Below are 25,378 nucleotides of genomic sequence, written 5' to 3' on the forward strand. Positions count from 1 at the left end.
CCGGCGTCCGTCCGGTCCAGAGGCATGTTATGAACTTCAACACCACCGTAATGCCCGGCGTACGCGCCTTTGCTTCGACCATGCGGGTCAAGCCCTGCCGTGAGCCTACGCTCGCGAACCGCGCCATTGCGCCGTTTTCCAGCCTTTCCTCCCCTGCCAGGGCACACCCGCGTGCCAACTGGCGCGTCTGCCCGATGACGGGTCGACTTCAGCAACGCTGGAGCCTGGACGACAACCAGGAACCACCGAGTCAACGCATCGCTCGTCGCTTCCGGTTGCGAAGCCGAGCCTGACGGGCCACACATTCAATTGATCTGAAGGCACTTTAAAGTCCTTCCCTCAACGGTTTTCTGATATTGGAAACCGACAACTTCTTATTGCCTTTTAAAACATCAGTTAATTGGAGTTAGTTATGGACGAAGCCAGTAGACGGTTCGCTGCCTGTCACTTTCCTGTTGATAGCCAGCGAACGTTAAAACAACAAAACATTACTTCCGACATCGATCGCTTGTTTGCGGCTCGACATACATTCGCTCGCCTGTAGTTGGCTGAGCCGGCTGTGTGTCGTGCCGCAAGCAGCGGCAGGAGCACACGCGATGACCACAGTAAAAACCCCCGATTCCCGCACCAAAGGCACCCGCAGCGACAACGCCAAACTGTCGATGCGCGCCGCACGAGAAGCCCAAAATGGCCTGGCCGTCACCCTCGCCAACCTCAATGCAACCCCGGACGGCCTCACCGAACTGGAAGCCGAGGGCCGTCTGGCCCGGGGCGGTTACAACGAAGTCGCCCACGACAAGCCGCCTCACGCCTTCGTCCAACTGCTGAAAGCCCTGAACAATCCCTTCATCTATGTATTGCTGACCCTGGCCGGCATCAGTTTCTTCACCGATTACTGGCTGCCGATCAGCCAGGGCGAAAGCGACGACGCCGACCTGACCAAGGTCATTATCATCATGACCATGGTCACCTTGAGCAGCCTGCTGCGGTTCTGGCAGGAATACCGCTCGGCCAAATCAGCCGAAACCCTCAAGGCCATGGTGCGTACCACCGCCACCGTGCTGCGGCGCGGACAACGCGGCCAGGAGGCGACGCTTCGCGAAGTACCGATGCGCGAGCTGGTGGCCGGCGACATCGTGCAACTCAGTGCGGGTGACATGATCCCCGCGGACATTCGCCTTATCGAATCCCGCGACCTGTTCATCAGCCAGGCCGTGCTCACCGGTGAAGCCTTGCCCGTCGAGAAATACGACACTCTGGGCAACGTCGCCCAGAAGTCGGCCACCGGCAGCGCCGCCGATCAGTCGAACCTGCTCGACCTGCCGAACATCTGCTTCATGGGCACCAACGTGGTCAGCGGCACCGCCAAAGCCGTAGTGGTCGCGACCGGCTCGCGCACTTACTTCGGTTCGCTGGCCAAAGCCATTGTCGGCTCGCGCGTGCAAACGGCGTTCGACCGAGGGGTGAGCAGCGTCAGCTGGCTGCTGATCCGCTTCATGCTGGTGATGGTGCCGATCGTGTTCTTGCTCAACGGTTTTTCCAAGGGCGACTGGAGCGACGCGTTATTGTTTGCACTGGCCGTGGCGGTCGGGCTGACCCCGGAAATGCTGCCGATGATTGTCAGCGCCAACCTGGCTAAAGGCGCGATGGCCATGGCCAAGCGCAAAGTGGTGGTCAAGCGCCTCAATGCGATCCAGAACTTCGGTTCGATGGACGTGCTGTGCACTGACAAGACCGGCACCCTGACCCAGGACAAGATCATTCTGGAGCACCACGTCGACAGCCATGGCCGGCGCGACGATGCGATCCTCGAACTGGCGTGGCTCAACAGCCATCACCAGAGCGGTTTGAAGAATCTGATGGACCAGGCGGTGGTACAATTTGCCAACGCGAATCCAAAGTTTAAAGTGCCGTTCGCCTACAGCAAGGTCGACGAATTGCCATTCGACTTCGTCCGCCGGCGCCTGTCGATCATCGTCAAGGACAGCCGCGACGATCATCTGATGGTGTGCAAAGGCGCGGTCGAGGAAATGCTGTCCATCGCCAGTCACTTCCATGAAAACGGCAGCGTTGTCGCCCTCGATGATCAGCGCCGCAAAGACCTGCTGGCTCTGGCCAACGAGTACAACGAAGACGGCTTCCGGGTGCTGCTGGTCGCCACCCGCGAGATCCCGAAAGCGCAGAGCAAAAACCAGTACACCACCGAAGATGAACGCGAGCTGGTGATTCGCGGCTTCCTGACCTTCCTCGATCCACCGAAGGAAACCGCAGGCCCGGCGATTGCTGCGCTGCGGGACATGGGCGTGACGGTCAAGGTGCTGACCGGCGACAACGCGGTCGTCACCTGCAAGATCTGCCGCGACGTCGGCCTGGAACCGGGCACCCCGCTGCTCGGCCAGGACATCGAAAACATGGACGACACCACCCTCAAGCTGCGTGTCGAAGAACGCACGGTGTTCGCCAAACTGACACCGCTGCAAAAGTCGCGGGTGCTGAAGGCGTTGCAGGCCAATGGTCACACCGTGGGTTTCCTCGGTGACGGCATCAACGATGCCCCTGCCCTGCGCGATGCCGACGTCGGTATTTCGGTGGACAGCGGCACCGACATTGCCAAGGAATCGGCCGACATCATCCTGTTGGAAAAGAGCCTGATGGTGCTCGAAGAAGGCGTGCTCAAGGGCCGCGAAACCTTCGGCAATATCATGAAGTACCTGAACATGACCGCCAGTTCCAACTTCGGCAACGTGTTCTCGGTGCTGGTGGCCAGTGCGTTCATTCCGTTTTTGCCGATGCTGTCGATCCACCTGCTGCTGCAAAACCTCATGTACGACATCTCTCAGCTGGCGCTGCCGTGGGACAAGATGGACAAGGAATTCCTCAGCAAACCGCGCAAGTGGGACGCGAAAAACATCGGCCGTTTCATGCTGTGGATCGGTCCGACCTCGTCGGTGTTCGACATCACCACGTTTGCGCTGATGTGGTACGTGTTCGCCGCCAACAGCGTGGAAATGCAGGGCCTGTTCCAGTCCGGCTGGTTCATCGAAGGGCTGCTGTCGCAGACGCTGGTGGTGCACATGTTGCGCACACAGAAGATCCCGTTCTTCCAGAGCACGGCGGCGTTGCCGGTGATTCTGATGACCGGGTTGGTGATGGTGCTGGGCATCTACATTCCGTTCTCGCCGCTGGGCACGCTGGTCGGTTTGCAGCCATTGCCGTGGGCGTACTTCCCTTGGCTGGTGGGCACCTTGCTCAGCTACTGCGTCTTCGCGCAGGTCATGAAAACCCTCTACATCCGCCGCTTCAAGCAGTGGTTCTGATGACCTGAACACCCCAACCCCTGTGGGAGCGAGCCTGCTCGCGAAGGCAGAGTGTCAGGCAACATCATCGTTGGCTGATACGCCGCTTTCGCGAGCAGGCTCGCTCCCACATGAACCGCGCTTAACCCTACTGAAAAAGGAGAGTTCTCATGTCGGGAACGACTCTACTGATCAACCTCGCAGGCGCCATCGCATTGTTGCTGTGGGGCACTCACATGATTTCTTCGGCGCTGCTGCGCGGCTTTGGTTCGCCATTGCGCCAGTGGCTGGGCCATAACCTGAACAACCGCTGGATGGCGTTGCTGTCGGGGATCGGCATCACCGGCCTCCTGCAAAGCAGCACCGCCGTCAGCCTGATGGCGACCTCGTTCACCGCCGCCGGCACCCTCGCGCTGGCCCCGGCACTGGCCATGATGCTGGGCGCCAATATCGGTTCGACCCTGGTGGTGCAACTGCTCAGCCTCGACATGTCGATGCTCATGCCGCTGATGCTAATGACGGGGTTGATCGTCTTTCGCCTGCGCGATGACTCACGCTTTGAAAGTGTCGGCTGTGCGCTGATCGGCCTGGGGCTGATGCTGCTGGCCCTGCACATGCTCGGTTCAACCCTGGCGCGGGTCGAAAGTACGCCGGTGTTTCAATTGATCATGCAAAGCCTGGACGGTGACCTGCTGATTGCACTGTTAGTGGCGCTGCTGCTCACCTGGCTCTGCCATTCCAGCGTGGCCGTGGTGTTGCTGATTGTCTCGCTGGCCGCGACCGGCATGCTCTCGGCGACCACCCTGGTGGCGTTGGTCCTGGGCGTGAACATTGGCGGGACCTTGCCGTCAGTGATCAACGCTGGATCCAGCGTCGGTCGACGTTTGCCGCTGGGTAATCTGCTGGTGCGGGTGGTCGGTGCGCTGGCGGTGTTGCCGTTTGCCGGGTGGCTGGCCGAGACGAACCTGAATCCGTCGACGCTGGTCGTGGTCCTGCACAGCGGTTTCAATCTGGTGTTGGCGCTGGTGTTCATCGGTTTGACCGACGTACTCGCCAATGCCCTGACCCGGCTGCTGCCGGATCCGGTGCGGGAAGTCGATCCCGGAATGCCGCACTACCTGGACGAGGCCGGTCTGGAAGTGGCCAACATCGGTTTGTCCAACGCGGCCCGGGAAGCCCTGCGCATGGCCGATATGTTCTCGGCGATGCTCGGGCGCCTGTTGCAGCTGTTCCACACCTCGGCGCCGACCTGTGTCGACGACGTACGACGCATCGATCAATCCCTGGACCTGCTCAGCGCAGCGATTCGTGCCTATCTGGCCGACATCGGCAAGGAAGGCATCAGCGACGACGATGCCGATCGCGCCCAGGAAATCCTCTTGTTCGTGATCAACCTCGAACACGCGGCGGACATTCTCTGCAGCAGCCTCGCGCAATTGGCCATACGCCGGGTGCGCCGTGGCGAACAGTTCTCGGCATTCGAGCTGGGCAACATCGCCCCGCTGCACGACGCCTTGCTGGAAAGCCTGAGCCTGGCGATCAGCGTGTTCCTGCGCGAAGACATTGCCATCGCCCATCAACTGATCAGTCGCAAGGAAACCGTCAGGCAGCTGGAAGCGCACGCCAGCCGTGAGCACTTTCGCCAATTGCAGGAAGACAAAAACACCTGGGCCGAATCCGGTGACCTCTTCCAGCGTGTGCTGCGCGATTATCGCCGCGTCCACCACCACATCGCCGCCCTCGCCTATCCACTGCTCGAGCGTGCCGGAGAGCGAGTGATCGAGAACAACGGCCCGGCGAAGGAAACCCCGCAATGCGCCTGCTGATAGCTGTGGAGCGGCGCAATGTGTTGTTCGTCAGTCTCACCCTGAGGATTGCCGAACGTTATGGCCAACAAGGTGCTGAACAGGCATGGCAGGCCGGGCCACGGTTTCACCTCGGCGAGCGTATCGACGTTGATGTGGTGGCGGGCCGCTACCTGACAGGAGAGCGTGATCGGTGGTTGACCACTGGAGCAACCCTGCGGTTTTGAACGAAATCGCGCGGTCAAGGAACTCCTGGCGATCGCCGCGCATCCTAAGCTATGAGGTACTTCCTATTTGCTTCACGCTTTCAGAGGACACCGTCATGCGCCGTCTGATTATCATCTCTTCCCTGATGCTGTGTTTACCCTTCGGCTCGGCTATGGCCAAAGTGGATGCGGGCGATGTTGCCACGTCGGCCGGGGTCTCGGCTTCGCTGTACTCGACGTTCAAGGACCATAAACTGATGATTCCCGCCCGGGATGACGCCTCCAGCTTCGTCGCCAGTGGTGGTGCGATTCGCGGGGTTTATCTGGAATCGGTGCTGAAAAAAATCCGTCAGGACAATCCCGGCCTCAACGCCACTGATGAAGACCTGGCTCGGGCCATTCTGATTCAGGGGGAATGAAGGCAGCGGTGGGGCTTGTGACACCTGGATAGCGTTTCCAGCCCTACTTCGCTTTCCCTGCGGATAAACGTGCCCACCCGGCGACTAATTGCGCACTGACACTCACCCCGCCACAGACCACGATCACCACGTCGTGCGCATCGGCTATGGCGGGATGGTCGAGGTACGCCACCGCCAATGACACACCGCACGCAGGTCGCTGGCGAAACGCACGACGCCCATGATCGCGTCCTCATCGCTGAGCACGACGCATTGGTGAGGGAAATCGCGCAGGTGCTGCACCGGCCAGGGCGCAACTTTTGCCGCGCCCAGCGAGGTCGCCACAGTGTCGATGCGCGGCAACCGGACCGGATGCCCAGCCTTCATGGCCGCCGCGAAAGAAGCCGAACCCTCGGTTTCGCAAGCGATGATCCGGCAATCGGTGCGCCCATGGCGCATCAACCCCGTGAGAATTCCCGCCAGCAAGCCCCCGCCGCCCACCGACGTCACCATCGCATCCATTTGAGGACACACTTCCAGCACTTCATCGACCAGAGTGCTGTGCCCTTCCCACAACACCGGGTGATCGAAGGCCGGTACGTATTCGGTGTCAGCATCCTGTGAAAGTTCTTTGGCGCGTTGATTGGCCTCGTCCCAGACCTTGCCGTGCACGATCACTTCAGCACCGGTTTTGCGGATCCTCGCGCGGGTCGATTCAGGGGTGGTGTGCGGCACCACAATGCAGGCGCTCAACCCCAGGCTCGCGGCAGCAATGGCGGTGGCAAACCCGGCATTGCCGCCCGAAGGACACACCACTCGGCGTTTGCCCTGCGCCTTGGCCTGACTGCACAGAAACCCCATGCCACGCAGCTTGAACGAACCGCTGGGTTGCAGGTTTTCCATCTTCAACCAGATCCGTCGGGTCGGTGTCGACAGGCCCAAGTGCAGAATCAACGGTGTCTTGATGTGAAGCATCGCGGGTGTCCCAAAGGTGAACCCTTCTTATCCAAGCTTAGTTCACCCTGCCCAGCTCACGGCCCTGCGCTGAACACTGTGGCGAGGGAGCTTGCTCCCGCTGGGCAGCGAAGCGGCCCCAAAGATGGGCCTGCTGCGCAGTCCAGCGGGAGCAAGCTCCCTCGCCACAGGTTTTGTGTCATGGCCGAAATTACTGGCGACGCCCTGACCCCTTGTTTAGCGATAACGCGGTGCGGCGCTGGAGTTGCCGAACAACCCGGAAAGGGTCTGGCGCTGGGCTTCATAACGGTCCCATTGCTCGCCATCGTGCAGGCTCGGAATGGTCACCACTTCGCCGTTTGCCAAACCCGCCAGCGCGGCATCGACCATGTCTTGCGCCGACATCACGATCTCTTGCGGCAGGTTTTCCACCGGGTTGCCGGCCTCGTTCCAGAAATCGGTTGCGGTCGCACCGGGCAATACCGCCTGGATACGAATGCCTTTATCCGCCAGTTCGTGGTGCATCGACTGGCTCAAGCCCAACACGAAAGCCTTGGTCCCGCCGTATACGCCGTTGAGGATTTCTGGCGCGACGGCAACGATCGACGAAATGTTAACCACGGTGCCAGTGCCACGGGCGACGAAGCCTGGCACCACGGCGTATGCCAGACGCATCAGCGCGGTAACGTTAAGGGTGATCATGTCTTCCATCTCATCCACCGGGCTGCCCAACAATGGCATGACAGCACCGACGCCGGCGTTGTTGACCAACAAGGTGATGCTGGCGTCGTTACGCAGGATTTCCTCGACCCGCAGCACATCGGCTTTGACTTTCAAATCGGCAGCGACCACTTCCACCGCGCGCCCGGTTTCGTTGCTCAGGTGGTTCGCCAGCGCGTTCAGTTTGGTCTGGCTGCGGGCGACTAGAATCAGGTCGTAACCTTGCCGGGCGAGACGGTCGGCATACACCGCGCCGATGCCCGAAGAAGCGCCAGTGATCAGTGCGGTGCCTTTGGATGAGAGAGCCATGTCGAGTTTCCTTCACAGTGGGGCGATCAGTTCGCCGGGTGTGAACAGTTATAGAGACTCTTACACTTGTCTCAAATGACGTTTAAAGTACGTTTTCAGGACATGTCCTTTTGAGGGTCTGGCAATGACTAGCGTGGCATTTGTGGTATGCGAGGGCTTCCAGTCCATGGCGCTGGCCGCGATGCCGGTGTTCGAGTACGCCAATTTCAGCGCCGGCGAGACGCTGTATGACGTCAACGTGATCTCCGAGGATGGCAGCACGCTGCGCGCCTCCGGGGGATTAAGCGTCGGGACCCAGGCGTTCGGTGAGCGGGTATTCGATACGGTCATCGTGGTCGGTGGCGACTGCATCGTCGAACAGGCGCCCGACAGCGTGCTGACCTACCTGCGCGACAACGTGAGCACTGCACGGCGGATGGCATCGATTTGTTCCGGGGCGTTCGTGCTGGCCCAGGCGGGTTTACTCGACGGACGGCGGGCCACCACGCACTGGGCTTATGCCCGGGACCTGCAAGCGCGGTTTCCCTCGATCAAGGTGGAAGAAGACCGCATCTACGTGGTCGACGGCTCGATCTGGACCTCGGCCGGCATGACCGCCGGCATTGACTTGGCGCTGGCCATGGTCGAGAAGGATCACGGTGCCGAACTGGCGCGCTCCGTGGCGCAGAAGCTGGTGATGTACCAACGTCGTGCGGGAGGCCAGTCCCAGCATTCGGCACTGCTGGAATTGGCACCAAAATCCGACCGTATTCAGACCGTTCTTGGCTACGCCCGGGAGCATTTGGCTTCGCCGCTGTCGGTGGAGCAACTGGCCGACGTGGCGCGCCTGAGCCCGCGCCAATTCAGCCGCAGCTTTCGCGCAGAGACCGGGCAGACGCCGGCCAAAGCCATCGAAAACCTGCGGCTGGAAGCGGCGCGGCAGATGCTCGAACGCGGGCGCCTGACCCTCGATCAGATCGCCACCGAAGCCGGATTCACGGATAGACGCCGCATGCGCGAAGCCTTTCTAAGGGCATTCGGCCAACCGCCGCAGGTGATCCGGCGCAATGCCAGGGCCGACATCAACACCTGAACGCGAGTGCACCGCCAGCGCTGCCCGCACATCGACCGGCTCAAACAGCGGCATCAATCGCAGGGTCACGCCATCGGCCAGGGCCATCGGCATTAGTCTCTGCATCGCAACATCGAAAGGGTCCATCCACTCAGGCATGGGTTGCAAGCCCTTGTCGAGTGATTCGAAAAAATCATCCCAGTGAATCGGAATCACCAACCGCGCGCCGGTGGTTTGCACCACTTCATGCCAGTAGTCCTGCGCGAACCGCAGGTCTTGCTTGCCGAGGGTGCCGATGCCCAGAAACACGATGTCTGCCTTGACGCCCTTGAACAGGCCCGGGGTGAAGTTGGCACTGGGATGGATGAGAATCCGCAAACCGTTGTGGTCGATCAGATAGGAGTAATTGCCCCCCTCCTTGTACGCGCTGGCTCTGGCGGGAGCGGTCAGCGGCGCAGTGATGGTCCCGGGGAATTTCGCGTCAGGAGAGTGTGGCGACTGGAACGCTTGCACCTTGAAGTCGCCGAACCTGAAAGGACCTTGAGTGTCGACGGACTTGATTCGTTCTGGCGCCAGGCCCGCCCCCAGGCCGATATTGGCCACCGATGCCGATCCCACCAACACGGCCCCGGTACGCGATGCGACCACCGCCGAGTCGAGCGCATGATCGAAATGGGAGTGCGCCACCATCACTGCGGCCAATCGCGGATTGCAAAGGGTGTGCAACGCCGCATCGATGCGTTCGTTGTCCGGCCCGATCCGACCGAGCAATACCTTGAACAGCTCCGGCCGGGAAAAAAAACCGTCGGTCATGATTGACGTCTGTCCATCGCTGAGCATCAGGGTCGACACGCCCATGAATCGCACACTCAGCTCACCTGGCGATGACGATGTCCGCGGGAGAACGATCACTGAATAAGGTGAAAGCGAGGATGGCGGACGTGAAGCGCACGCGACGATGCCTGCGCCAATGACGGCAAGCAGTATCGCCAGCACCATGGAATGTCTGGTGATGCCATCGTTTCGGGTCTTCTCGCTCGCTCGCTTGTAAGGCCACATTGTCCCTCCTTCGCTTGACCCGACCGTCAGATGAGGCTAGCTCAATCCGGCGGAACAGCTTGAGCATCTACACTCAACGTATCGGTCCAGACCTGGAACCTGCGCCATGAAAATCTCGGCCAAACTGGCGTTCTTCGCCATCGTCGGCACCCTCGCCTACCTCGGTCTTGCCGTGTGGGGCATGGGCGGGTTTGCGGCGTTTTTTGCGCATGGGTCGCTGGTGGTGGTTGCCCTCGTAACCGTAGTGATGACCGTGTTGTCGTTGTTCACCGAGGTCAATCTGAGTTCCGGTGAACGTGAAGACCGGGCCAATCGCTGGGTGCTTCCGGCGTTCGGGGTGATCGGGTTGCTCAGCGGATTCCTGCCGGCCTACACCGACCGGATCGACTTCTGGACCTTTGGCGGTGAAGGCCTGCGCTGGATCGGCGCATTGCTGTTCTGCCTCGGTGGCGCACTTCGCTTGTGGCCAGTGTTTGTATTGGGCAAACGTTTCAGTGGATTGGTGGCGATTCAGCCGGGGCACACGCTGGTTACCGACGGGATTTATCGGCGCCTGCGCAACCCCAGTTACCTGGGGATGCTGGTAATTGCCGTGGGCTGGGCGCTGGCCTTTCGTTCGGGTGTCGGGTTGCTGCTGGCGGCGTTGACGGTGATTCCGCTGATTGCGCGGATTCACTCGGAAGAAGCGTTGTTGAGGGCGCAGTTTGGCGGGGAATACGACAGTTATTGCGCCAGCACATGGCGGCTGATACCCGGACTCTATTAGCGAGTACAAAGAACCATTGTGGGAGCGAGCCTGCTCGCGAATGCGGTGGGTCAGTCACATCAATATCGACTGATCCACCGCTTTCGCGAGCAGGCTCGCTCCCACATTTAGATTTGTTTGAGGCGCAGAGAGTGGTCGGGATCGACGGATGCGGTGACCGACTGATAGTTGGCCAACGTCGCATGTTGCGTCTGGATCGGATGCTCATGCGTCTCGGTGATGATCACCAAATCCGCCCCCGCCGCTTCTGCCGCGAGAATGCCTACGGTGGCGTCTTCGAAGATCAGGCAGTCCGTCACCTCGACACCCAGCCGCTTGGCCGCCAACCGGTAACCTGCAGGATCCGGTTTCCCGGCGCTGACCTCCTCGGCAGTCACCATGACCTCAGGCTCGGGTATTCCCGCCGCCGCCATCCGGCGCAACGCCAGCGCTCTGGGTGCGGACGTGACGATCGCCCATTGACCGGCCGGCAAGGTCCGAAGAAATTCCGCCGCCCCACGCACCTCGACAACCCCTTCCACGTCCTCGATTTCCGCCTCGGTAATCCACGCGGCTTCAGCTTCGGCATCCACGCCCGGCAAACCCTGGCGGTTCACCGTATCAATGGCGCGGGCGCCGTGAATGGTTGGCAGGAACGACGCGACCTCCACCCCATGGCGCACGGCCCAGATCGTCCAGATCCGCTCGGCGGCGGCAATGGAGTTGAGCACGGTGCCGTCCATGTCGAACAGGAACGCGCGGTACGGTGTGTTGAAAACGGATCGATGAGCAGACAAGGATGAGCTTCCTCTCGCAAGGCCTGGCGGGTGTGCCGGGCAATGTAGCATTTACTGGCGAGACGGACTCATGCAGCGCAACAACGTTTCAGCCAAGGGGTTTTGACTTCAAGGCGCCTTCGACGCAGTCGAGCAATTGGCCGAGCGCCCAGGGCTTCTTGATGAACGAGACGGCATGCCGGACACCGGAGCTTTGCGGGGTTTCGAAACCGGACATGATCATGATCGGCTTGTCGGGCCAGCGGTCGCCAAACTGATTGGCCAAGTCAGCGCCATTGAGCTTGCCCGGCATGGTGATGTCGGTGAGCAACAGGCGGACGTTGTCCGAGTGCTGCTCCAGGTACACAGAAGCGGCGTCCGCGCTGGTTTGTGGCTGAACCACGAACCCCTCTTCCTGAAGAATTTCGCAGAGAAATTCCAGGATCAGCGGGTCATCCTCGACCACAAGAATCAACCCGCCAGTTACGTTCGTGCCCACCGTCGATACTGGCCCCATGATTTCAACACTCCCTGAATACACCCATGATTTCGCGCAATAAATCCGCTGCCTATCAGGTATGAGCAGCGGACTTGGCGGAAATTCATTTTTGATACACAGAGGTTGTGAAATCAGGCGTCCTGCAAAATCAGGTCGGCGCCCTTCTCGGCCACCATCAACACCGCCGCGTGGGTATTCCCCGACGTCACGTTAGGAAAAATCGATGCATCGACGATGCGCAATCCCTCAAGACCATGGACTTTCAAGCGCTGGTCGACCACGGACTTCTGCTCGTCCGAACCCATGGCGCAGGAGCCGCACAGGTGGTAGATCGAACCACTGTTTTCGCGGAAATACTGCAGCATCTGCTCGTCGGTTTCGACGACCGGCCCCGGCAACACTTCTTCAACAGTGATGCCCTTGAGCGCCGGTGCCTGCATGATCTTACGCATCAAGCGGCTGCCCTGAATGACCTCGTCGATGTCCTTCTGGGTGCTCAAGTAGTTCGGGTCGATCAGCGCCGCGTCCCGTGGGTTTTTCGAGGCGATCTCGATGTGCCCGCGACTGGTCGGCCGGCACGGGTTGAAGCACAACAGGAAACCCGAGTACGGCTCCGGCTTGAGGCTGGCCTTGTTGTTTTTCGGGATCTGGTACGACAGCGGGTTGAAGTACAACTGCAGGTTCGGATCGGTTTGCTGCTCATTGCCACGGAAGAATCCGCCGGCCTGATTGACGCTCATCGCCAGCGCGCCCTTGCGGGTGAACAGGTACTTCAAACCGAGTTTGAACTGACCGAACAGCGAACTCAGTTCATCGTTGAGCGTCGGGATATTGGCCTTGTAGTAATAGCTGGCACACAGGTGATCCTGCAGGTTCTGCCCCACCGCTGGCAGGTGCTTGACCATCGGGATCTTGTGTTTGGCCAGCAGCGCCTGATCCGCGACACCGGACAGTTGCAGGATCTTCGGCGTGTCCACCGCGCCGGCGCAAAGAATCACTTCCTTGTTGGCGGTGAAGGTTCGCACCACGCCATGCTGGGTGATCGAAATCCCGGTCGCGCGGCCATTGTCGAACAGCACTCGGTCGACCAGCGCGTAATGCTCGACGGTCAGGTTTGGTCGGCTCAAGGCCGGGTGCAAATGCGCAAAGCTGCTGGAGCAACGCTGGCCATTTTTGGTGTTGACGTCATAGATACCCGAGCCTTCGAATTTCGGCCCGTTGAAATCGTCGCTGTGGGGGTAGCCGAGTTCATCGCAGCCTTTGAGGAACACATCGCAGATCGGATGGGTCTGGCCCTTCATCGGCGTGATGCTGATCGGACCGCTGCCGCCGTGGTATTCGCTGTCGCCCAGCGGATGGTTTTCCAGTTTGCGGAAATACGGCAGTACATCTCTAAAGCCCCAGCCTTCATTGCCGTTGGCTGCCCAATCGTCAAAGTCGTGGGCCTGGCCACGGACGTAGATCATCGCGTTGATCGAGCCCGAACCGCCCTGCACTTTGCCGCGTGGTGCGTAGATTTCGCGGTTGCCCAGTTGCTTTTGTGGCTGGCTGTAATACATCCAGTTGAAGGTCGGGTTGTAATACATTTTGGCGAAGCCGACCGGAATCTTGAACCACAAGGAACTGTCCTTGCCGCCCGCTTCCAGTAGCAACACCGAATGTTTGCCACTGGCCGAGAGCCGGTTGGCCAGGATGCAGCCTGCGGCGCCAGCGCCAGCGATGATGTAGTCGTAAGTCATGCAGGGTTACCGCGTAAGTCGTTGTACAAAAAAACCACCCATCCATCAGTCAAAACGCGAACCCTGTGGGAGCGAGCCTGCTCGCGAAGGCAGCAGCACATTCAACATCAATGTTGACTGACCTGACGCTTTCGCGAGCAGGCTCGCTCCCACTAGGGCACTGCGCCATGTCCGTAAAGGAGGTATCCCATCAGCCTCTGGCTGGCGATGTGTCTTTGACGTCCGCCGGGGTCGGCGCCATTTGCAGGTGCAGGCGCTCGCCGGTATACGGCGAATGCTTGCGCACCACATCCATATTCAGTTCCACGCCCAGGCCCGGTTCGGTGGACGGGATGATGTAGCCGTCCTCCCATTGCAGCGGCTTGGTCAGGACTTCCGCATGGAAACCGCCCCAGGTCATGATGCTTTCCTGGATCAGGAAGTTCGGTGTGCAGGTCGCCAACTGGAAACTCGCAGCCGCGCCAATCGGCCCGTTGTAAAGGTGTGGGGCGATCTGCGCGTAATAGGCTTCAGCCATGCTGGCGATCTTTTTCGCTTCCAGCAGACCGCCGCAACGGGCGACGTTCATCTGCAGAATCGACGCGCCGCCGGCTTGCAGCAGCTTGAAGAATTCGTACTTGGTGGTCAGGCGCTCACCGGTGGCAATCGGAATCGAAGTCTTGGCCGCGACCTGCGCCATGGCTTCTTCCTGACCTGGCGGCACCGGCTCTTCGAACCACAGCGGATCGTACTTCTCCAGGCGCTTGGCCAGGCGAATCGCCGAGGACGGCACCATTTGCCCGTGCGTGCCGAACAGCAGGTCGCACTTGTCGCCGACCGCTTCGCGGATCTTGCGGCAGAAGGTTTCGCAGCGCTCCAGCACTTCCAGGGAAATCTGATGCCCGGAGTACGCGGTGTACGGCCCGGCCGGGTCGAATTTCACCGCGGTGAAGCCTTTGTTCATGTTCTCGATGGCGCACTCGGCGGCCAGGTCCGGGTCGTCGTAGTCATACTCGCCCTGGCTGTTCACCGGGTAGAGGTAGGTGTAGGAACGCAGGCGCTCGTTGACCTTGCCGCCGAGCAATTCGTAGACCGGTTTGTTCGCCGCTTTGCCAATGATGTCCCAGCAGGCCATTTCCAGGCCGCTGACCACGCCCATCATGGTCAGGTCCGGACGCTGGGTGAAACCGCTCGAATAAGCCTGACGGAAGAAGCGTTCGATGTGGTGTGGGTCGTGGTTGAGCAAGTAGCGTTCGAACACGTCTTCGATGATCGGCAACATGGCTTTGGGGCCGAAGGTCGCGGCGTAGATCTCGCCCACGCCTTCGATGCCGCAATCGGTTTTGATCTTGACGAACAGCCAGTACATCCCGCCGATGTGCGGTGGCGGTACGGCAACGATATGGGTTTCAAGGGCGACGATTTTCATCTCAGGCACCTGTCTTGATCAGGGATTTACGATTGATACGAGCACGCAAGGTCAGCGCCGCGAGAGTGCCCAGCAGGCCGACGAAAGCGATGTAGCCGAAATACAGCTTGTAACCAAAGGCACCCGGGAAATGCTCGGTGAGGTAGCCGTTGATCAAAGGAATGAAGGCGTCCGGCAGGTAACCGACCACCGAGACAATGCCGATGGCCAGCCCCGTGATGCGCAGCGGAATGTTGCAGGTGTCGAGGATCGCCCAGTACAAACCGCGAATCGCATAGGTCATCAGGCCGATGAAAATCACTGTGCCGACCAGCAGGCCCATGCTGTTAAGCGCCGGGAACACGATCAGGCCGACCATCGCCAACGTCGCGCAGAACAGCGCCACGATCAGCACCGAGATGTTCGAAAACTTGTCACCCAGCCAGCCGCCGCCGATGCCGCCAATCGGGCGCATCCACAGCTTGATCGTGGTGATCGTGCCGGCCATGACCGCGGTCATGCCGCCGCCCTGCAGGTAATCGGAGAAGCTGTAGGTGGCCCAGAAGATGTGATAACCGCAGAACACAATGGCGGTGACCAGCCACAGCTCCGGGATTTTCACCAGGGTGGTCAGGTCGCTGAGCAGGTTGTATTTGCCCTTCTCCACCGCCGCCGTGTCTTCCATCGACTTCGGGTCCTTGATCAACACCAGCACACAGCCGATGGCGATACAGGTGAAGGCATACAGGTAGACCACGTGCTTGAAGCCTTCAGCCGCCGACTCGCCGCGCGTCTCGGTGGCGAAGGCAAACAGCCCCAGCGCAACCGTTGCCAGCAAGGCTTCGACCAGCCCGCGACCGCCATCGAGGATGCCGAAGAAGCGGCCCTGCTCGGTGTGATGGGCAATCATCTTCACGCGCTTGAGCACCGAGGCCCAAAACGTCAGGCCGGTGGTCAGGCCCCAGCAACCGAAGATGATCATCAAACCGGTCATCGACGGCGCGGTGGAGTACCACAGGCCCAAGGCACCGGTGGCCACCAGCGAGAAGAAAATCAGGAAGCGTGGGGCGATGCGATCCGCCAGCCAACCGCTCGGCAAATAGCTCAAAAGGAAAATCGTACCGAGCATCGAATACAGATAACCCAGCTCGCTGTGGTTGATCTGGAACACGTCGAGCATGGTGGTCTGGTAGACCTGGCGCAGGTACAGGATCGGGTAGATCGCACCGGCGGCCAGCACCAATAACATCAGTTGGACATAGCGACTGCCCTTGTCGCTCTGGCTGATTGAACCCGCATTCGAACCCTGAACAGCGGCAGCAGTGGATGCTTGCTTGGACATCTAGGTGACCTCTGGCCGCCCGGTGGTCCGGGTGGCCCTGTTAATTGTTTTTATGGGTGTTGCGTGAGGCGTGTGGCCGGTGGATCAGTACTTCATCACTACGAGACGGGTCTGGGTGAATTCGAGCATGCCGTGCTTGCCGTCATCGCCGCCCAGGCCGGAGCGTTTCCAGCCGGCGTGGAAGCCCTGGTACGGGTCGGCCGGAGTGCGATTGACGTACAGCTCGCCGGCTTCGATGGCGTTGGCGACTTTCATCGTGGTGCGGTAGTTCTCGGTGTAGAGCACCGAGGACAGCCCGAACTGATGGTCGTTGGCCATCGCCAGCGCTTCGTCGATATCGCGGTACTTGAGCACCGGCAGCACCGGGCCGAAGATTTCTTCCTGGATGATTTCCATGTCCTGGCGGCAGCTGCTGAGCAGGGTCGGCGGATAGAAATGGCCGTTGCCTTGCGGGATAAAACCACCGGTTTCCAGGACCGCGCCGTCCGCGATGGCGCGCTCGACCATGGCGTGGATGTTCTGCTGCGAACTGGCGTTGACCAACGGGCCCATCAGGCTGGCGTCGGTGGCACGGTCGCCGAACTTCACGGCGCTGATTTTCGCTTTCAGCAGCGCGAGAAATTGTTCATAGACGCTTTCCTGCACGTAGACCCGCTCCACCGCCGTGCACAACTGGCCGCAGTGGGTGGTTTTCGAGGCGACGATGGCCGTCGCGGCGGCTTCAAGGTCGGCGTCGGCTTCGATGATCGCCGGGGTTTTACCACCCAGCTCCAGCGATGGCTTGGCGATATTGGCCTTGCAGTAATCGAGCACGATGCGCCCGGCGTTGACGCTGCCGGTCAAGGTAATGAGGCCCACAGCCTTGTGCGTGCACACGGCGGCCGCGGTGGCGTGATCCATGGTCAGGATGTTCACCACACCCGCCGGCAGTCCGGATTGCGCGACGGCCTTGGCGATTTCAAAGGCCGAGGTCGGTGTGTTGTTGCTCGGGCGCACCACCACGGTGTTGCCGGCAATCAGCGCCGGGGCGATTTTGCGCAGCAGCGTATAGACCGGGTAGTTGAACGGAATCAGGCACGCGACCACACCAATCGCTTCGCGGTGCAGGAAAAGGTTTTCGTTCGGGCTGTCGCTGGGAATGATCTCGCCTTCTATGCGGCGGGCCCATTCAGCGTGATAACGGGTGATCTGCGCGGCGTAACGGGCTTCGTTACTGGCATCGGCCACGCTTTTGCCGGATTCGGCGGCCAGAGCGGCGCCGATGTCTTCAGCGCAGGCGTCCAGGGCATCGGCGAAGGAACGCAGGTGCTCGGCGCGTTCGATGCTGGTGAGTTTGCCCCAGACCTTTTGCGCAGCGGCAGCCGCTTCTACCGCGTTGACCGCTTCGACAGCGGTGGCTGCCGAGACGTGGCCGACCAGTGCTTCGGTCGCCGGGTTATAGACTGCGATCAGCGCGTCGCTGGCAGGTTCGATGAAGTGGCCGTTAACAAAATTTCGCTCGAGTCGCATGTGCATCGCCCATCGTTGTTTTTATCCAGTTCGAGCAGTCTTGGCATCCTGAGCGGGTTGAACAAACGATTTATTGAGCGGGCAAACATTCGAAAAACGCAGGTTACCTCGAAAGAACGCAGTCCCATGTGGGAGCGAGCCTGCTCGCGAAGGGGGTGGATCCGCTGCATTGATAGTGCATGACACTCCGCATTCGCGAGCAGGCTCGCTCCCACAGGGGGATTTGTGTGGGTTAGAGAGCGGCGGTTGAGGGTTCGAGCTGCCGTTGTGCCAGCCAGATTTCTTCCTGCAACCACTGGCTGAACACCTGCAATTGCGGCATCAGGGTCTGCTCCGGCCGGGTCACCAGCCAATAGGACTGGTGCCCTTCCACATGCACATTGAGCACCTGGGTCAGATGCCCGCTGGCCAGTTCCGGGGCGACCATGTGCCAGTCGGCGATGGTGATGCCCAAGCCGTCTACGGCCGCACGAATGGCCAGGTCCAGCAGGTCGAATTCATACCCGCCCTGGGTATCGACCCCGGTGATGCGTGCGGCGTCCAGCCAGTGTTTCCAGGTCAGGTAGCGCTGGTCCTCCCGAGCCAGCACATGCAGCAATGTCAGGCGATTGAGGTCGATGCCCTGCTCGCTCCACTCCCGCGCATACAAGGTCGGCGCGCACACCGCGATGTGCCGTTCCTGAATCAGCATCGAGCTGTCCAGGCCATCCCATTCGCCGTCGCCGAAACGGATCGCACAGTCGAGGGTGCTGGTTTCCGCAAGGCTGTCCTGCAAGCGCGTGGTGATGCTCAGTTCCAGCTCGGGATGCTTCTCGCGCAACCGCCCCAGACGTGGCATCAGCCAGCGGTTGGTAAAGGTGGGCGGCGCGTTGATGTGCAGGCGATTGGAATGGGTTTTCTGCTGGATGCTGCGCACCGTCAGCTCGATCTTGTCGAAGGATTGATGCAACGCCCGCAGCAGCACTTTGCCGGCGCTGGTCAGTTCGAGGTGATGGTGGCGGCGCTCCAGCAGGCTCTTGCCCAACTGTTCCTCCAACTGACGCACCTGGCGACTGACCGCACTCTGGGTCACGTTCAACAACTCGGCGGCGCGGGTAAAACTACCGGTGCTGCCGGCCACTTCAAACGCCTTGAGGGCATTAAGACCGGGCATTTTGCGTTTCATGAAAAGCACTCGAGGACGTTAGCTGATCGACCAAGCATCCCATGGCCGCTACGCATTGTCCTACAGGATTTTCTAAGTAACATGCATCGAAGGAAGGTTCCCGTGCATTTTTAATCGTTTGTTCAACCCACCGTTCATCGCAAGACTGGCCGGCATCTCATATAAAAATAACCGAGAGCTGCCCCATGCCCTTCTCTGCTTCCCTGCGCCTCAGTCCTCTGTACATCGCTCTGTTCTGCACCTTTGCGGCCCCTGCCATGGCCGTGCAAGTGACCGACAATCTTGACCTCGGCGGTGCAGTTCGGGCGCGCTGGGACTACGACCCGGATCGCGACATTCAGAAATTCGGCCTGGACACCATGTTCCTCAGCGCCAAATACAACTCCGACACCTGGATCGGTGAAGCCCAATATCGTTTTTATGGCCGGTCCTATCCGTATCAGTACACCAGGAATTACGGCGATATCCAGTTCGCCAAGTTCGCGTGGGCCGGCTACAAGTTCAATCCCGACCAGCAAGTGCAAGTGGGCCTGAACACGGTGCCGTTCGGTTTGCAGCCGTATTTCGGCAGCACCTTCTACGAAACCCTGGGCAACGTCATCGGCCTGGAAGATGTGCAACAGGTCGGCGCCAAATACATCCAGCAATCGGGCGACTGGAACCTCCAGGCCGGTTACTACTTGCGCCCGGCGTGGCAAGGCAAAGGCACCAGCAACGGGGTCACCTATTCCAGCGTGGTGTCCGAAGCCGACAGCTACGTCGCCGACGGCAGCAACAATCAGGAGCGCAACACCGTGGTGCTTCGGGTGGCCAAGGCACTGGACCTGGGACCGTGGAAATCGGAAATTGGCCTCTCGGGCCTGAGCTCATCGCTGGAGAACAAGGACACCAATGATGATGGCCGGCGCAACGCCGTGGCCATTCACTACCTGGGCAAGAACGGCCCATGGGGCGTGCAATTGCAGGCGGCGCGGCAACAGATGTCGCCGCGCAATCCTGGCACTGATGAGTTGGTGACTCTTGGCGGTTATGACGGCACGTACAACGTCGCCAGCCGCGGCAATCTCTATGTGGCGGATCTCAGCTACGACGTGGCCGGGAAATACCTGTTCGATCAGGTCAGCGGGGTCAAGCTGTACGCCAACTACAGCGCCTTCGATAAATCCGCCAGCGAGTTCAAGACGTCGGAGCGGATGATTCTGGGCAGTTCGTTTTCGGTGAGTAAATTGTGGGTCGCTGCAGAGTGGTTGTTTGGCAAGAATGATCCGTATATCGGGGGTAGCAGCTATACACAGAGTCTGGGGGCTGGCGGGAGTGATCAGTGGGAGAATCAGTTGTATGTGAACGTTGGGTATTACTTCTGATTCCATTTATTTAGCGTCCTTTAGGACGAATCAACACTTGCATCAACCTTTGGCAAATAGTCAGATAGGCACCACAGAGACCGCCACCAAAACAATAAACCGGCCCGACGCAACACCTGAGGCCGGTACGGAGTCCACCTTCGATGCGTCAACTGCCCTCGCTCAACATGCTGCGCGTCTTCGAAGAGGTCGCGCGTCATCGCAGTTTCAGCCAGGCAGCGCTCGGCCTGAACGTCACTCAAGGCGCAGTCAGCCGCCAGATCAAGCAGCTGGAAGACTACCTCGGCGTCGCGCTGTTCGTGCGCACGCCCCAGGGCTTATCGCTGACCGACTCCGGCATCGCCCTCTCCCCGCATCTCGCGGAAGCTTTCGATCACATTGAACGCGCCCTGCAAGCCGTGCGCGTGCCCAACCTGCGCCAGCGCCTGAGAATCCTCGCGCCACCGACCTGGGCGACGCGTTGGTTGTCGGCGCATTTGCGCGTGTTCTGTCAGCGTTATCCCGACATCAGCCTGAGTGTGACCAACCAGGCCAGCCACGACAGCCTCGCCGAAATCGACTGCCACATCCGCTTTGGCCTCGAAGCCAACAGCCATTGCAGCAGCCAATTGTTGGTGATGGAACGGCACATCGCCGTGGCCAGCCCGGAGCTGTTCAGCGACGGTCAGCCACCGGATCTGCGGGGCTTTCCGCTGCTGCACATCCTGCACGATGGCAAACGCCTGAAGGTCTGGGAAAACTGGCTGACGGCCATGGGGCGCGATGATGTCGATGCGGGGCAAGGGCTGGAATTCAGCACGCTGGATCAGGTGATCCACACCGCGCTGGCGGGAGGTGGGCTGGCGGTGATTGACCGGCAGATGATCGAAAAGGAACTGGCCAATGGCAGCCTGCTGCCGATTACCCCGGTGGAGGTGATCGGTCCGTATGGCTATTGGCTGGATGTGGCGAATGACAAGCAGGGGTTGTCGAAAGTGCGGTTGTTTACCGATTGGTTGGGACTGGTCAGCAATCCCTAGAGTCACCGACATTCCCTGTGGGAGCGAGCTTGCTCGCGAAAGCGGTGGATCAGTCAATATTGAGGGTGACTGACACTCCGTCTTCGCGAGCAGGCTCGCTCCCACAGTGGAACTTTGGCAGTCAGTTAGATCGGGGCTGGGACTTTCACCGCCACCGCAGCACCACCCTCCACCGGGCTCTGCGCCTTGCACGCCTGGCTCAGTGTCAGCGATTTGGTCTCTGGCGCCCACGCCCAGGACAGCCAGGCGCCGATGGCCAGGATCGCCGCCAGAATCCCCATCGTCGGGCTCAAGCCAATACCCGCCACACTCACCGGCAACAGGAACGTGCTGATCGCCGAGCCCAAACGGCTGACCGCCGTGGCCAGGCCGATCCCGCTGGCCCGCACTTCAGTCGGGAAGCTCTCGGCCGGGAACACGCCCACCAGGTTACTCACCGCTGACAACACCAGCGTGAACAGCCCGAACACCAGCACCATCAGGAACGCTGCACTGCTCGGCAACACCGCCAACATGAACAACGCGACCGCCAGGATGATGAACGAGTTGATCAAGAACCCGCGGCGCGAGAATTTGATCGTGCACCAGATCCCGATCAACGCGCCGAGGATCAGCAGCATGTTCAGCATCAGCTCGGTGCCGAAACCTTCCGCCAGGCCCATTTTCTGCAGAATCGACGGCAGAAAGGTGTAGATGGCGAAGTACGGCATGACAATGCAGACGAAGAACAGGCAGTTGAACGCGGTACGTTTGCGGTACTCACGGCTGAACAACACCGCGTAGCCGGAACGGGTTTCGGTGGATTGGGTTTCGTCGAGTTCGACGTTGGCGCCCAGGTGCTTCTTGACGATCGCCCGTGCTTCGGCAATCCGGCCCTGGTTCACCAGCCAGCGCGGCGACTCTGGCGTGCCGATGCGCGCAATCAGAATCAACGCCGCCGGGATCGCCGAAGACGCCAGCATCCAGCGCCAGGCGTCATCGCCGAGGCTGAGCATGGCGGTACCGACAAACGTCGCGGCAACGTAGCCGAACGTCCAGATCACGCTGAACGAACCGAGCAGCACGCCGCGATGTTTTTTCGGCGCGAACTCGGCCAGCATGGCGTGGCCGACACTGAAATCCCCGCCCAGCCCGATGCCGATCAATACCCGGCACAGGAACAGGCCCATCGCGGTTTCGGCGTAGAACTGCATCACCGAGGCGATAGTGATCAGCACGAAGCTGACCAGGAAGATTTTCTGGCGGCCGACCTTGTCGGAGATCCAGCCGAAAAACAGGCTGCCGAGGAACAGACCGATCAGGGCCGAAGCGCCAATCAGGCCTTGCCAGAACGCATCGAGGTGCATCTGCGGGCTCAGCAAGGTGAACGCGATGCCGATCAGGCCGAGGATGTAGCCGTCGGTGAAGTGTGCGCCGAAGGTCAGGCCGGCGATTTTCAGGTGAAAGCGCCCGATGGGCAGGTCGTCGATTTTTACCGGTTGTACGGACATGTAAATCTCCAATTGTTGTTATTGACGGAGAAATGAAACCGATCGCTGTTTTTGTAGGAGTGGTGGTGGGGGTTAGAGGCCGCCCATCAACAGGTATTTGATTTCCAGGTAGTCATCCAGACCGTACTTCGAACCTTCGCGACCGAGGCCCGATTCCTTGATGCCGCCGAACGGTGCCACTTCCGTGGAAATGATTCCTTCGTTGATCCCGACCATGCCGGCCTCCAGGCCTTCGGCCATGCGCCATACGCGGCCGATGTCGCGGCTGTAGAAGTAAGCCGACAAGCCAAACGGCGTGTCGTTGGCCTTTTGCAGCACTTCGGCTTCGTCCTTGAAGCGGAAGCAGGCCGCCACCGGGCCGAAGGTTTCTTCCTGGGCGATGAGCATTTCGCTGCTGGCTTCGGCGAGGATGGTCGGCTCGTAGAACGTGCCGCCGAGCGCATGACGACGGCCGCCACACAACAGCTTGGCGCCCTTCTCCAGCGCATCGCCGACGTGCAGTTCAACCTTGGCCAGCGCCGTCGCGTTGATCAGCGGGCCTTGCTCGGTTTCCCCGTCCAGCGCACTGCCGACGCGCATCGCCGCCACCGCTTCCGCGAGTTTGCCGGTGAAGGCTTCGTAGACGCCGTCCTGAATGAAGAAGCGGTTCACACAGACGCAGGTCTGTCCGGTGTTGCGGAATTTCGAGGCCATCGCGCCTTTGACGGCGGCATCCAGATCGGCGTCGTCGAAGACAATGAACGGCGCGTTGCCACCCAGTTCCAGCGAGACCTTTTTCAGGGTTTCAGCCGCCTGACGCATCAGCAATTTGCCGGTGCGCGTTGAGCCGGTGAACGACAGTTTGCGCACGATGCTCGACGCTTGCAGCGCCCCGCCAATGGCCACCGCATCGCCAGACACAATGTTGAACACCCCCGCCGGAATACCGGCCTGTTCTGCCAACACCGCCAGGGCGAAGGCCGACAGCGGCGTCTCTTCCGAAGGCTTGAGGATCATCGTACAACCGGCCGCCAGTGCCGGGCCGACCTTGCGCGTGACCATGGCCAACGGGAAGTTCCACGGAGTGATCGCGGCGACCACACCGATGGCTTCCTTGACCACGATGATCCGCGCATCAGCCTTGTGGCTCGGGATCACGTCGCCATAAGCACGCTTGGCTTCTTCGGCAAACCACTCCAGAAAACTCGCGGCGTAGACAACCTCGCCCATGGCTTCGGCCAACGGTTTGCCTTGTTCGCGGCTGAGCAGGGTCGCCAGGTCCTTCTGGTTGCTCAGCATCAGCTCGCTCCAGCGCTTGAGTTTCTGGCTGCGCTCCTTGGCGGTGAGCTTGCGCCACGCCGGTATTGCGCGGTTGGCGGCGTCAATGGCCCGATTGGTTTCTTCGGCACCAGCCTTCTGTACATCGATGATCAACTCGCCGTTGGCCGGGTTGAGCACCGGGTAAGTCGGGCCGCCGGACGACCATTGGCCGTCGATGAAATTACCCGTGCGGATCAGCGCGCTCATGCCACAGCCTCAGTCAAGGTGAAGCGTTCCAGGCCCGGACGGGACGAACGCAAGATACGTTTGCCGGCGGTGTAATCGTTGATCACGTCGCACGGGGTGTAATTGCGTTCCAGTTCGTGCAGTTCTTCGGCGTCGAGCCTGGTATCGAGCGCGGCCAGTGCACTATCGAACTGTTCGGTGGTGTCAGCCCCCACCAGCATGCAATCCACACCAGGATGATTGGCCACCCAGGCCTGGGCGATTTGTGCGTTGGACACGCCACGGGCACGAGCCACGCGTTGCACCGAATGGGCGATTTCGAACGAGGCTTCGTCGCTGTACATCTGCTGCGTGAAGAAGTCGGTCTGGTTGCGGGTCGACTGCACGTCGCCGGTCAGCAAGCCACGGGCCAGCGGGCTGAACACCGAGACGCCGAGGCCTTGGTCGCGGCAGAACGGGATCATCTCGCGCTCTTCTTCGCGGTAGGCGCAGTTCAATTGCAGCTGCATGTTGATCGGCTTGACCCAACCGTTGCGCTCGCAGGCCATGAGGATTTTCGCCAATTGCCCGGTGAGCATGGTCGAGACGCCGATGTAACGAGCCTTGCCGGAACGGACGATGTCGTTCATGGCGCTCATGGTTTCTTCGACCGGGGTGTTCACATCGAAGTAATGCAGCATGAACACGTCAACGTAATCCATGTTCAGGCGCTTCAGCGAAGCGTCGATGCTGTCCATGATGTGCTTGCGCGAATGACCGCTGGCGTTGATGCCATTGCGAGTGCCGTAGCCGACTTTGGTGGTGATGACCAAGTCTTCGCGACGGGCCAGGCGCTTGACGATACGCCCCACCACTTCTTCGCCGACGCCGGCAGAATAGAAGTCCGCGAGGTCGATGAAGTTCACGCCGTTGTCGAGGGCGTGCGCGACGATTGGCTCGCTCTTCTTCTCGTCGAAGATCCACGGTTTCCAGTCCGGGGTGCCCATGTTCATGGTGCCCAGGCACAGGCGGGAGACTTGCAGGCCGGAGTTGCCCAAACGAATGTATTGCATGGCGCGGA

At 60.4% G+C, this 25,378-nt stretch carries 20 protein-coding genes and 2 pseudogenes; 9 read left to right on the plus strand and 13 right to left on the minus strand.

The window, feature by feature from the left end; all coding sequences use genetic code 11:
* Positions 1-29 precede the first annotated feature (29 nt).
* The 5 genes and pseudogenes from ACWKV5_RS00385 to ACWKV5_RS00405 all read left to right on the plus strand — a co-directional run bounded on the left by ACWKV5_RS00385 (position 30) and on the right by ACWKV5_RS00405 (position 5,726).
* Positions 30-293: a hypothetical protein gene (locus tag ACWKV5_RS00385; protein WP_483839662.1), complete on the plus strand. Its 264-nt coding sequence runs from the start codon at positions 30-32 to the stop codon at positions 291-293.
* A 303-nt stretch (positions 294-596) separates the two neighbouring features.
* The gene (gene mgtA / locus ACWKV5_RS00390) at positions 597-3,317 is read left to right on the plus strand and encodes a magnesium-translocating P-type ATPase (RefSeq protein ID WP_483839663.1); all 2,721 of its coding nucleotides are present in this window, start codon (positions 597-599) and stop codon (positions 3,315-3,317) included.
* A 149-nt stretch (positions 3,318-3,466) separates the two neighbouring features.
* On the plus strand, positions 3,467-5,122 hold the full coding sequence (locus ACWKV5_RS00395; RefSeq protein WP_483839664.1) for a Na/Pi cotransporter family protein: 1,656 nt from the start codon (positions 3,467-3,469) through the stop codon (positions 5,120-5,122).
* A 32-nt stretch (positions 5,123-5,154) separates the two neighbouring features.
* Positions 5,155-5,328 (plus strand): annotated as a pseudogene (locus ACWKV5_RS00400) (hypothetical protein); the annotation flags it as partial.
* 95 nt (positions 5,329-5,423) lie between these two features.
* Positions 5,424-5,726 (plus strand): DUF2388 domain-containing protein, encoded by a 303-nt coding sequence (locus tag ACWKV5_RS00405; protein WP_483839665.1) that lies wholly within the window; start codon positions 5,424-5,426, stop codon positions 5,724-5,726.
* Positions 5,727-5,769: 43 nt separating this feature from the next.
* Here the strand turns inward: ACWKV5_RS00405 and ACWKV5_RS00410 are convergent.
* Both ACWKV5_RS00410 and ACWKV5_RS00415 read right to left on the minus strand, forming a co-directional pair.
* Positions 5,770-6,680, minus strand: a pseudogene (locus tag ACWKV5_RS00410) (pyridoxal-phosphate dependent enzyme).
* Between the two features lie 216 nt (positions 6,681-6,896).
* On the minus strand, positions 6,897-7,688 hold the full coding sequence (locus tag ACWKV5_RS00415; protein WP_483839666.1) for an SDR family NAD(P)-dependent oxidoreductase: 792 nt from the start codon (positions 7,686-7,688) through the stop codon (positions 6,897-6,899).
* Positions 7,689-7,812: 124 nt separating this feature from the next.
* Between ACWKV5_RS00415 and ACWKV5_RS00420 the strand changes: the two genes are divergently transcribed.
* Positions 7,813-8,760 (plus strand): GlxA family transcriptional regulator, encoded by a 948-nt coding sequence (locus ACWKV5_RS00420; RefSeq protein ID WP_483839667.1) that lies wholly within the window; start codon positions 7,813-7,815, stop codon positions 8,758-8,760.
* Here the strand turns inward: ACWKV5_RS00420 and ACWKV5_RS00425 are convergent.
* The gene (locus tag ACWKV5_RS00425) at positions 8,695-9,597 is read right to left on the minus strand and encodes an MBL fold metallo-hydrolase (RefSeq protein WP_483839668.1); all 903 of its coding nucleotides are present in this window, start codon (positions 9,595-9,597) and stop codon (positions 8,695-8,697) included. The genes ACWKV5_RS00420 and ACWKV5_RS00425 overlap by 66 nt on opposite strands.
* Before the next feature lie 307 nt (positions 9,598-9,904).
* Here ACWKV5_RS00425 and ACWKV5_RS00430 point away from each other — a divergent pair, with 307 nt between their 5' ends.
* Complete coding sequence (locus ACWKV5_RS00430) at positions 9,905-10,564, plus strand: methyltransferase family protein (RefSeq protein ID WP_483839669.1); 660 nt, start codon at positions 9,905-9,907, stop codon at positions 10,562-10,564.
* A gap of 107 nt (positions 10,565-10,671) precedes the next feature.
* On the opposite strand, the gene ACWKV5_RS00435 is transcribed toward ACWKV5_RS00430, so the two are convergent.
* The 7 genes from ACWKV5_RS00435 to ACWKV5_RS00465 form a co-directional block, all read right to left on the minus strand.
* The gene (locus ACWKV5_RS00435; RefSeq protein WP_483839670.1) at positions 10,672-11,340 is read right to left on the minus strand and encodes an HAD-IA family hydrolase; all 669 of its coding nucleotides are present in this window, start codon (positions 11,338-11,340) and stop codon (positions 10,672-10,674) included.
* An 88-nt stretch (positions 11,341-11,428) separates the two neighbouring features.
* Positions 11,429-11,836, minus strand: coding sequence for a response regulator (locus ACWKV5_RS00440; protein WP_483839671.1), 408 nt, complete (start codon positions 11,834-11,836; stop codon positions 11,429-11,431).
* Between the two features lie 113 nt (positions 11,837-11,949).
* On the minus strand, positions 11,950-13,557 hold the full coding sequence (locus tag ACWKV5_RS00445) for a GMC family oxidoreductase (RefSeq protein ID WP_483839672.1): 1,608 nt from the start codon (positions 13,555-13,557) through the stop codon (positions 11,950-11,952).
* A 190-nt stretch (positions 13,558-13,747) separates the two neighbouring features.
* A complete protein-coding gene (locus tag ACWKV5_RS00450) occupies positions 13,748-14,965 on the minus strand; it encodes a mandelate racemase/muconate lactonizing enzyme family protein (RefSeq protein ID WP_483839673.1) in 1,218 nt (405 codons plus the stop codon).
* A 1-nt stretch (position 14,966) separates the two neighbouring features.
* The gene (locus tag ACWKV5_RS00455) at positions 14,967-16,286 is read right to left on the minus strand and encodes an MFS transporter (RefSeq protein ID WP_483839674.1); all 1,320 of its coding nucleotides are present in this window, start codon (positions 16,284-16,286) and stop codon (positions 14,967-14,969) included.
* An 84-nt stretch (positions 16,287-16,370) separates the two neighbouring features.
* Positions 16,371-17,795 (minus strand): aldehyde dehydrogenase, encoded by a 1,425-nt coding sequence (gene aldA / locus ACWKV5_RS00460; protein ID WP_483840301.1) that lies wholly within the window; start codon positions 17,793-17,795, stop codon positions 16,371-16,373.
* A gap of 232 nt (positions 17,796-18,027) precedes the next feature.
* Positions 18,028-18,960 carry a LysR substrate-binding domain-containing protein gene (locus ACWKV5_RS00465; RefSeq protein WP_483839675.1) on the minus strand — a complete coding sequence of 311 codons (933 nt, stop codon included), beginning with the start codon at positions 18,958-18,960 and terminating at the stop codon, positions 18,028-18,030.
* A 185-nt stretch (positions 18,961-19,145) separates the two neighbouring features.
* Between ACWKV5_RS00465 and ACWKV5_RS00470 the strand changes: the two genes are divergently transcribed.
* Entirely contained in the window at positions 19,146-20,324 is a 1,179-nt protein-coding gene (locus ACWKV5_RS00470; RefSeq protein ID WP_483839676.1) for a hypothetical protein, read from the plus strand.
* A gap of 143 nt (positions 20,325-20,467) precedes the next feature.
* Positions 20,468-21,343, plus strand: coding sequence for a LysR substrate-binding domain-containing protein (locus ACWKV5_RS00475; RefSeq protein ID WP_483839677.1), 876 nt, complete (start codon positions 20,468-20,470; stop codon positions 21,341-21,343).
* A 125-nt stretch (positions 21,344-21,468) separates the two neighbouring features.
* Here the strand turns inward: ACWKV5_RS00475 and ACWKV5_RS00480 are convergent, their stop codons facing one another.
* The 3 genes from ACWKV5_RS00480 to ACWKV5_RS00490 all read right to left on the minus strand — a co-directional run bounded on the left by ACWKV5_RS00480 (position 21,469) and on the right by ACWKV5_RS00490 (position 25,370).
* Positions 21,469-22,833 (minus strand): MFS transporter, encoded by a 1,365-nt coding sequence (locus tag ACWKV5_RS00480; RefSeq protein WP_027924704.1) that lies wholly within the window; start codon positions 22,831-22,833, stop codon positions 21,469-21,471.
* 72 nt (positions 22,834-22,905) lie between these two features.
* Positions 22,906-24,339, minus strand: coding sequence for an NAD-dependent succinate-semialdehyde dehydrogenase (locus tag ACWKV5_RS00485; protein ID WP_483839678.1), 1,434 nt, complete (start codon positions 24,337-24,339; stop codon positions 22,906-22,908).
* Positions 24,336-25,370: an aldo/keto reductase gene (locus ACWKV5_RS00490; RefSeq protein ID WP_483839679.1), complete on the minus strand. Its 1,035-nt coding sequence runs from the start codon at positions 25,368-25,370 to the stop codon at positions 24,336-24,338. The genes ACWKV5_RS00485 and ACWKV5_RS00490 overlap by 4 nt, the downstream gene beginning before the upstream one ends.
* Positions 25,371-25,378: the final 8 nt, after the last annotated feature.

The organism is Pseudomonas oplopanacis (genome assembly GCF_057128725.1).

Coding starts and splice junctions, on each gene's coding strand:
- ACWKV5_RS00415 (WP_483839666.1), bottom strand. CDS start 7,688: ATGGCTCTCTCATCCAAAGGCACCGCACTGATCACTGGCGCTTCTTCG.
- ACWKV5_RS00450 (WP_483839673.1), bottom strand. CDS start 14,965: ATGAAAATCGTCGCCCTTGAAACCCATATCGTTGCCGTACCGCCACCG.
- ACWKV5_RS00445 (WP_483839672.1), bottom strand. CDS start 13,557: ATGACTTACGACTACATCATCGCTGGCGCTGGCGCCGCAGGCTGCATC.
- ACWKV5_RS00420 (WP_483839667.1), top strand. CDS start 7,813: ATGACTAGCGTGGCATTTGTGGTATGCGAGGGCTTCCAGTCCATGGCG.
- aldA (WP_483840301.1), bottom strand. CDS start 17,795: ATGCGACTCGAGCGAAATTTTGTTAACGGCCACTTCATCGAACCTGCC.
- ACWKV5_RS00405 (WP_483839665.1), top strand. CDS start 5,424: ATGCGCCGTCTGATTATCATCTCTTCCCTGATGCTGTGTTTACCCTTC.
- ACWKV5_RS00490 (WP_483839679.1), bottom strand. CDS start 25,370: ATGCAATACATTCGTTTGGGCAACTCCGGCCTGCAAGTCTCCCGCCTG.
- ACWKV5_RS00385 (WP_483839662.1), top strand. CDS start 30: ATGAACTTCAACACCACCGTAATGCCCGGCGTACGCGCCTTTGCTTCG.
- ACWKV5_RS00475 (WP_483839677.1), top strand. CDS start 20,468: ATGCGTCAACTGCCCTCGCTCAACATGCTGCGCGTCTTCGAAGAGGTC.
- ACWKV5_RS00425 (WP_483839668.1), bottom strand. CDS start 9,597: ATGGGCGTGTCGACCCTGATGCTCAGCGATGGACAGACGTCAATCATG.
- ACWKV5_RS00470 (WP_483839676.1), top strand. CDS start 19,146: ATGCCCTTCTCTGCTTCCCTGCGCCTCAGTCCTCTGTACATCGCTCTG.
- ACWKV5_RS00485 (WP_483839678.1), bottom strand. CDS start 24,339: ATGAGCGCGCTGATCCGCACGGGTAATTTCATCGACGGCCAATGGTCG.
- ACWKV5_RS00480 (WP_027924704.1), bottom strand. CDS start 22,833: ATGTCCGTACAACCGGTAAAAATCGACGACCTGCCCATCGGGCGCTTT.
- ACWKV5_RS00465 (WP_483839675.1), bottom strand. CDS start 18,960: ATGAAACGCAAAATGCCCGGTCTTAATGCCCTCAAGGCGTTTGAAGTG.
- ACWKV5_RS00395 (WP_483839664.1), top strand. CDS start 3,467: ATGTCGGGAACGACTCTACTGATCAACCTCGCAGGCGCCATCGCATTG.
- mgtA (WP_483839663.1), top strand. CDS start 597: ATGACCACAGTAAAAACCCCCGATTCCCGCACCAAAGGCACCCGCAGC.
- ACWKV5_RS00455 (WP_483839674.1), bottom strand. CDS start 16,286: ATGTCCAAGCAAGCATCCACTGCTGCCGCTGTTCAGGGTTCGAATGCG.
- ACWKV5_RS00430 (WP_483839669.1), top strand. CDS start 9,905: ATGAAAATCTCGGCCAAACTGGCGTTCTTCGCCATCGTCGGCACCCTC.
- ACWKV5_RS00440 (WP_483839671.1), bottom strand. CDS start 11,836: ATGGGGCCAGTATCGACGGTGGGCACGAACGTAACTGGCGGGTTGATT.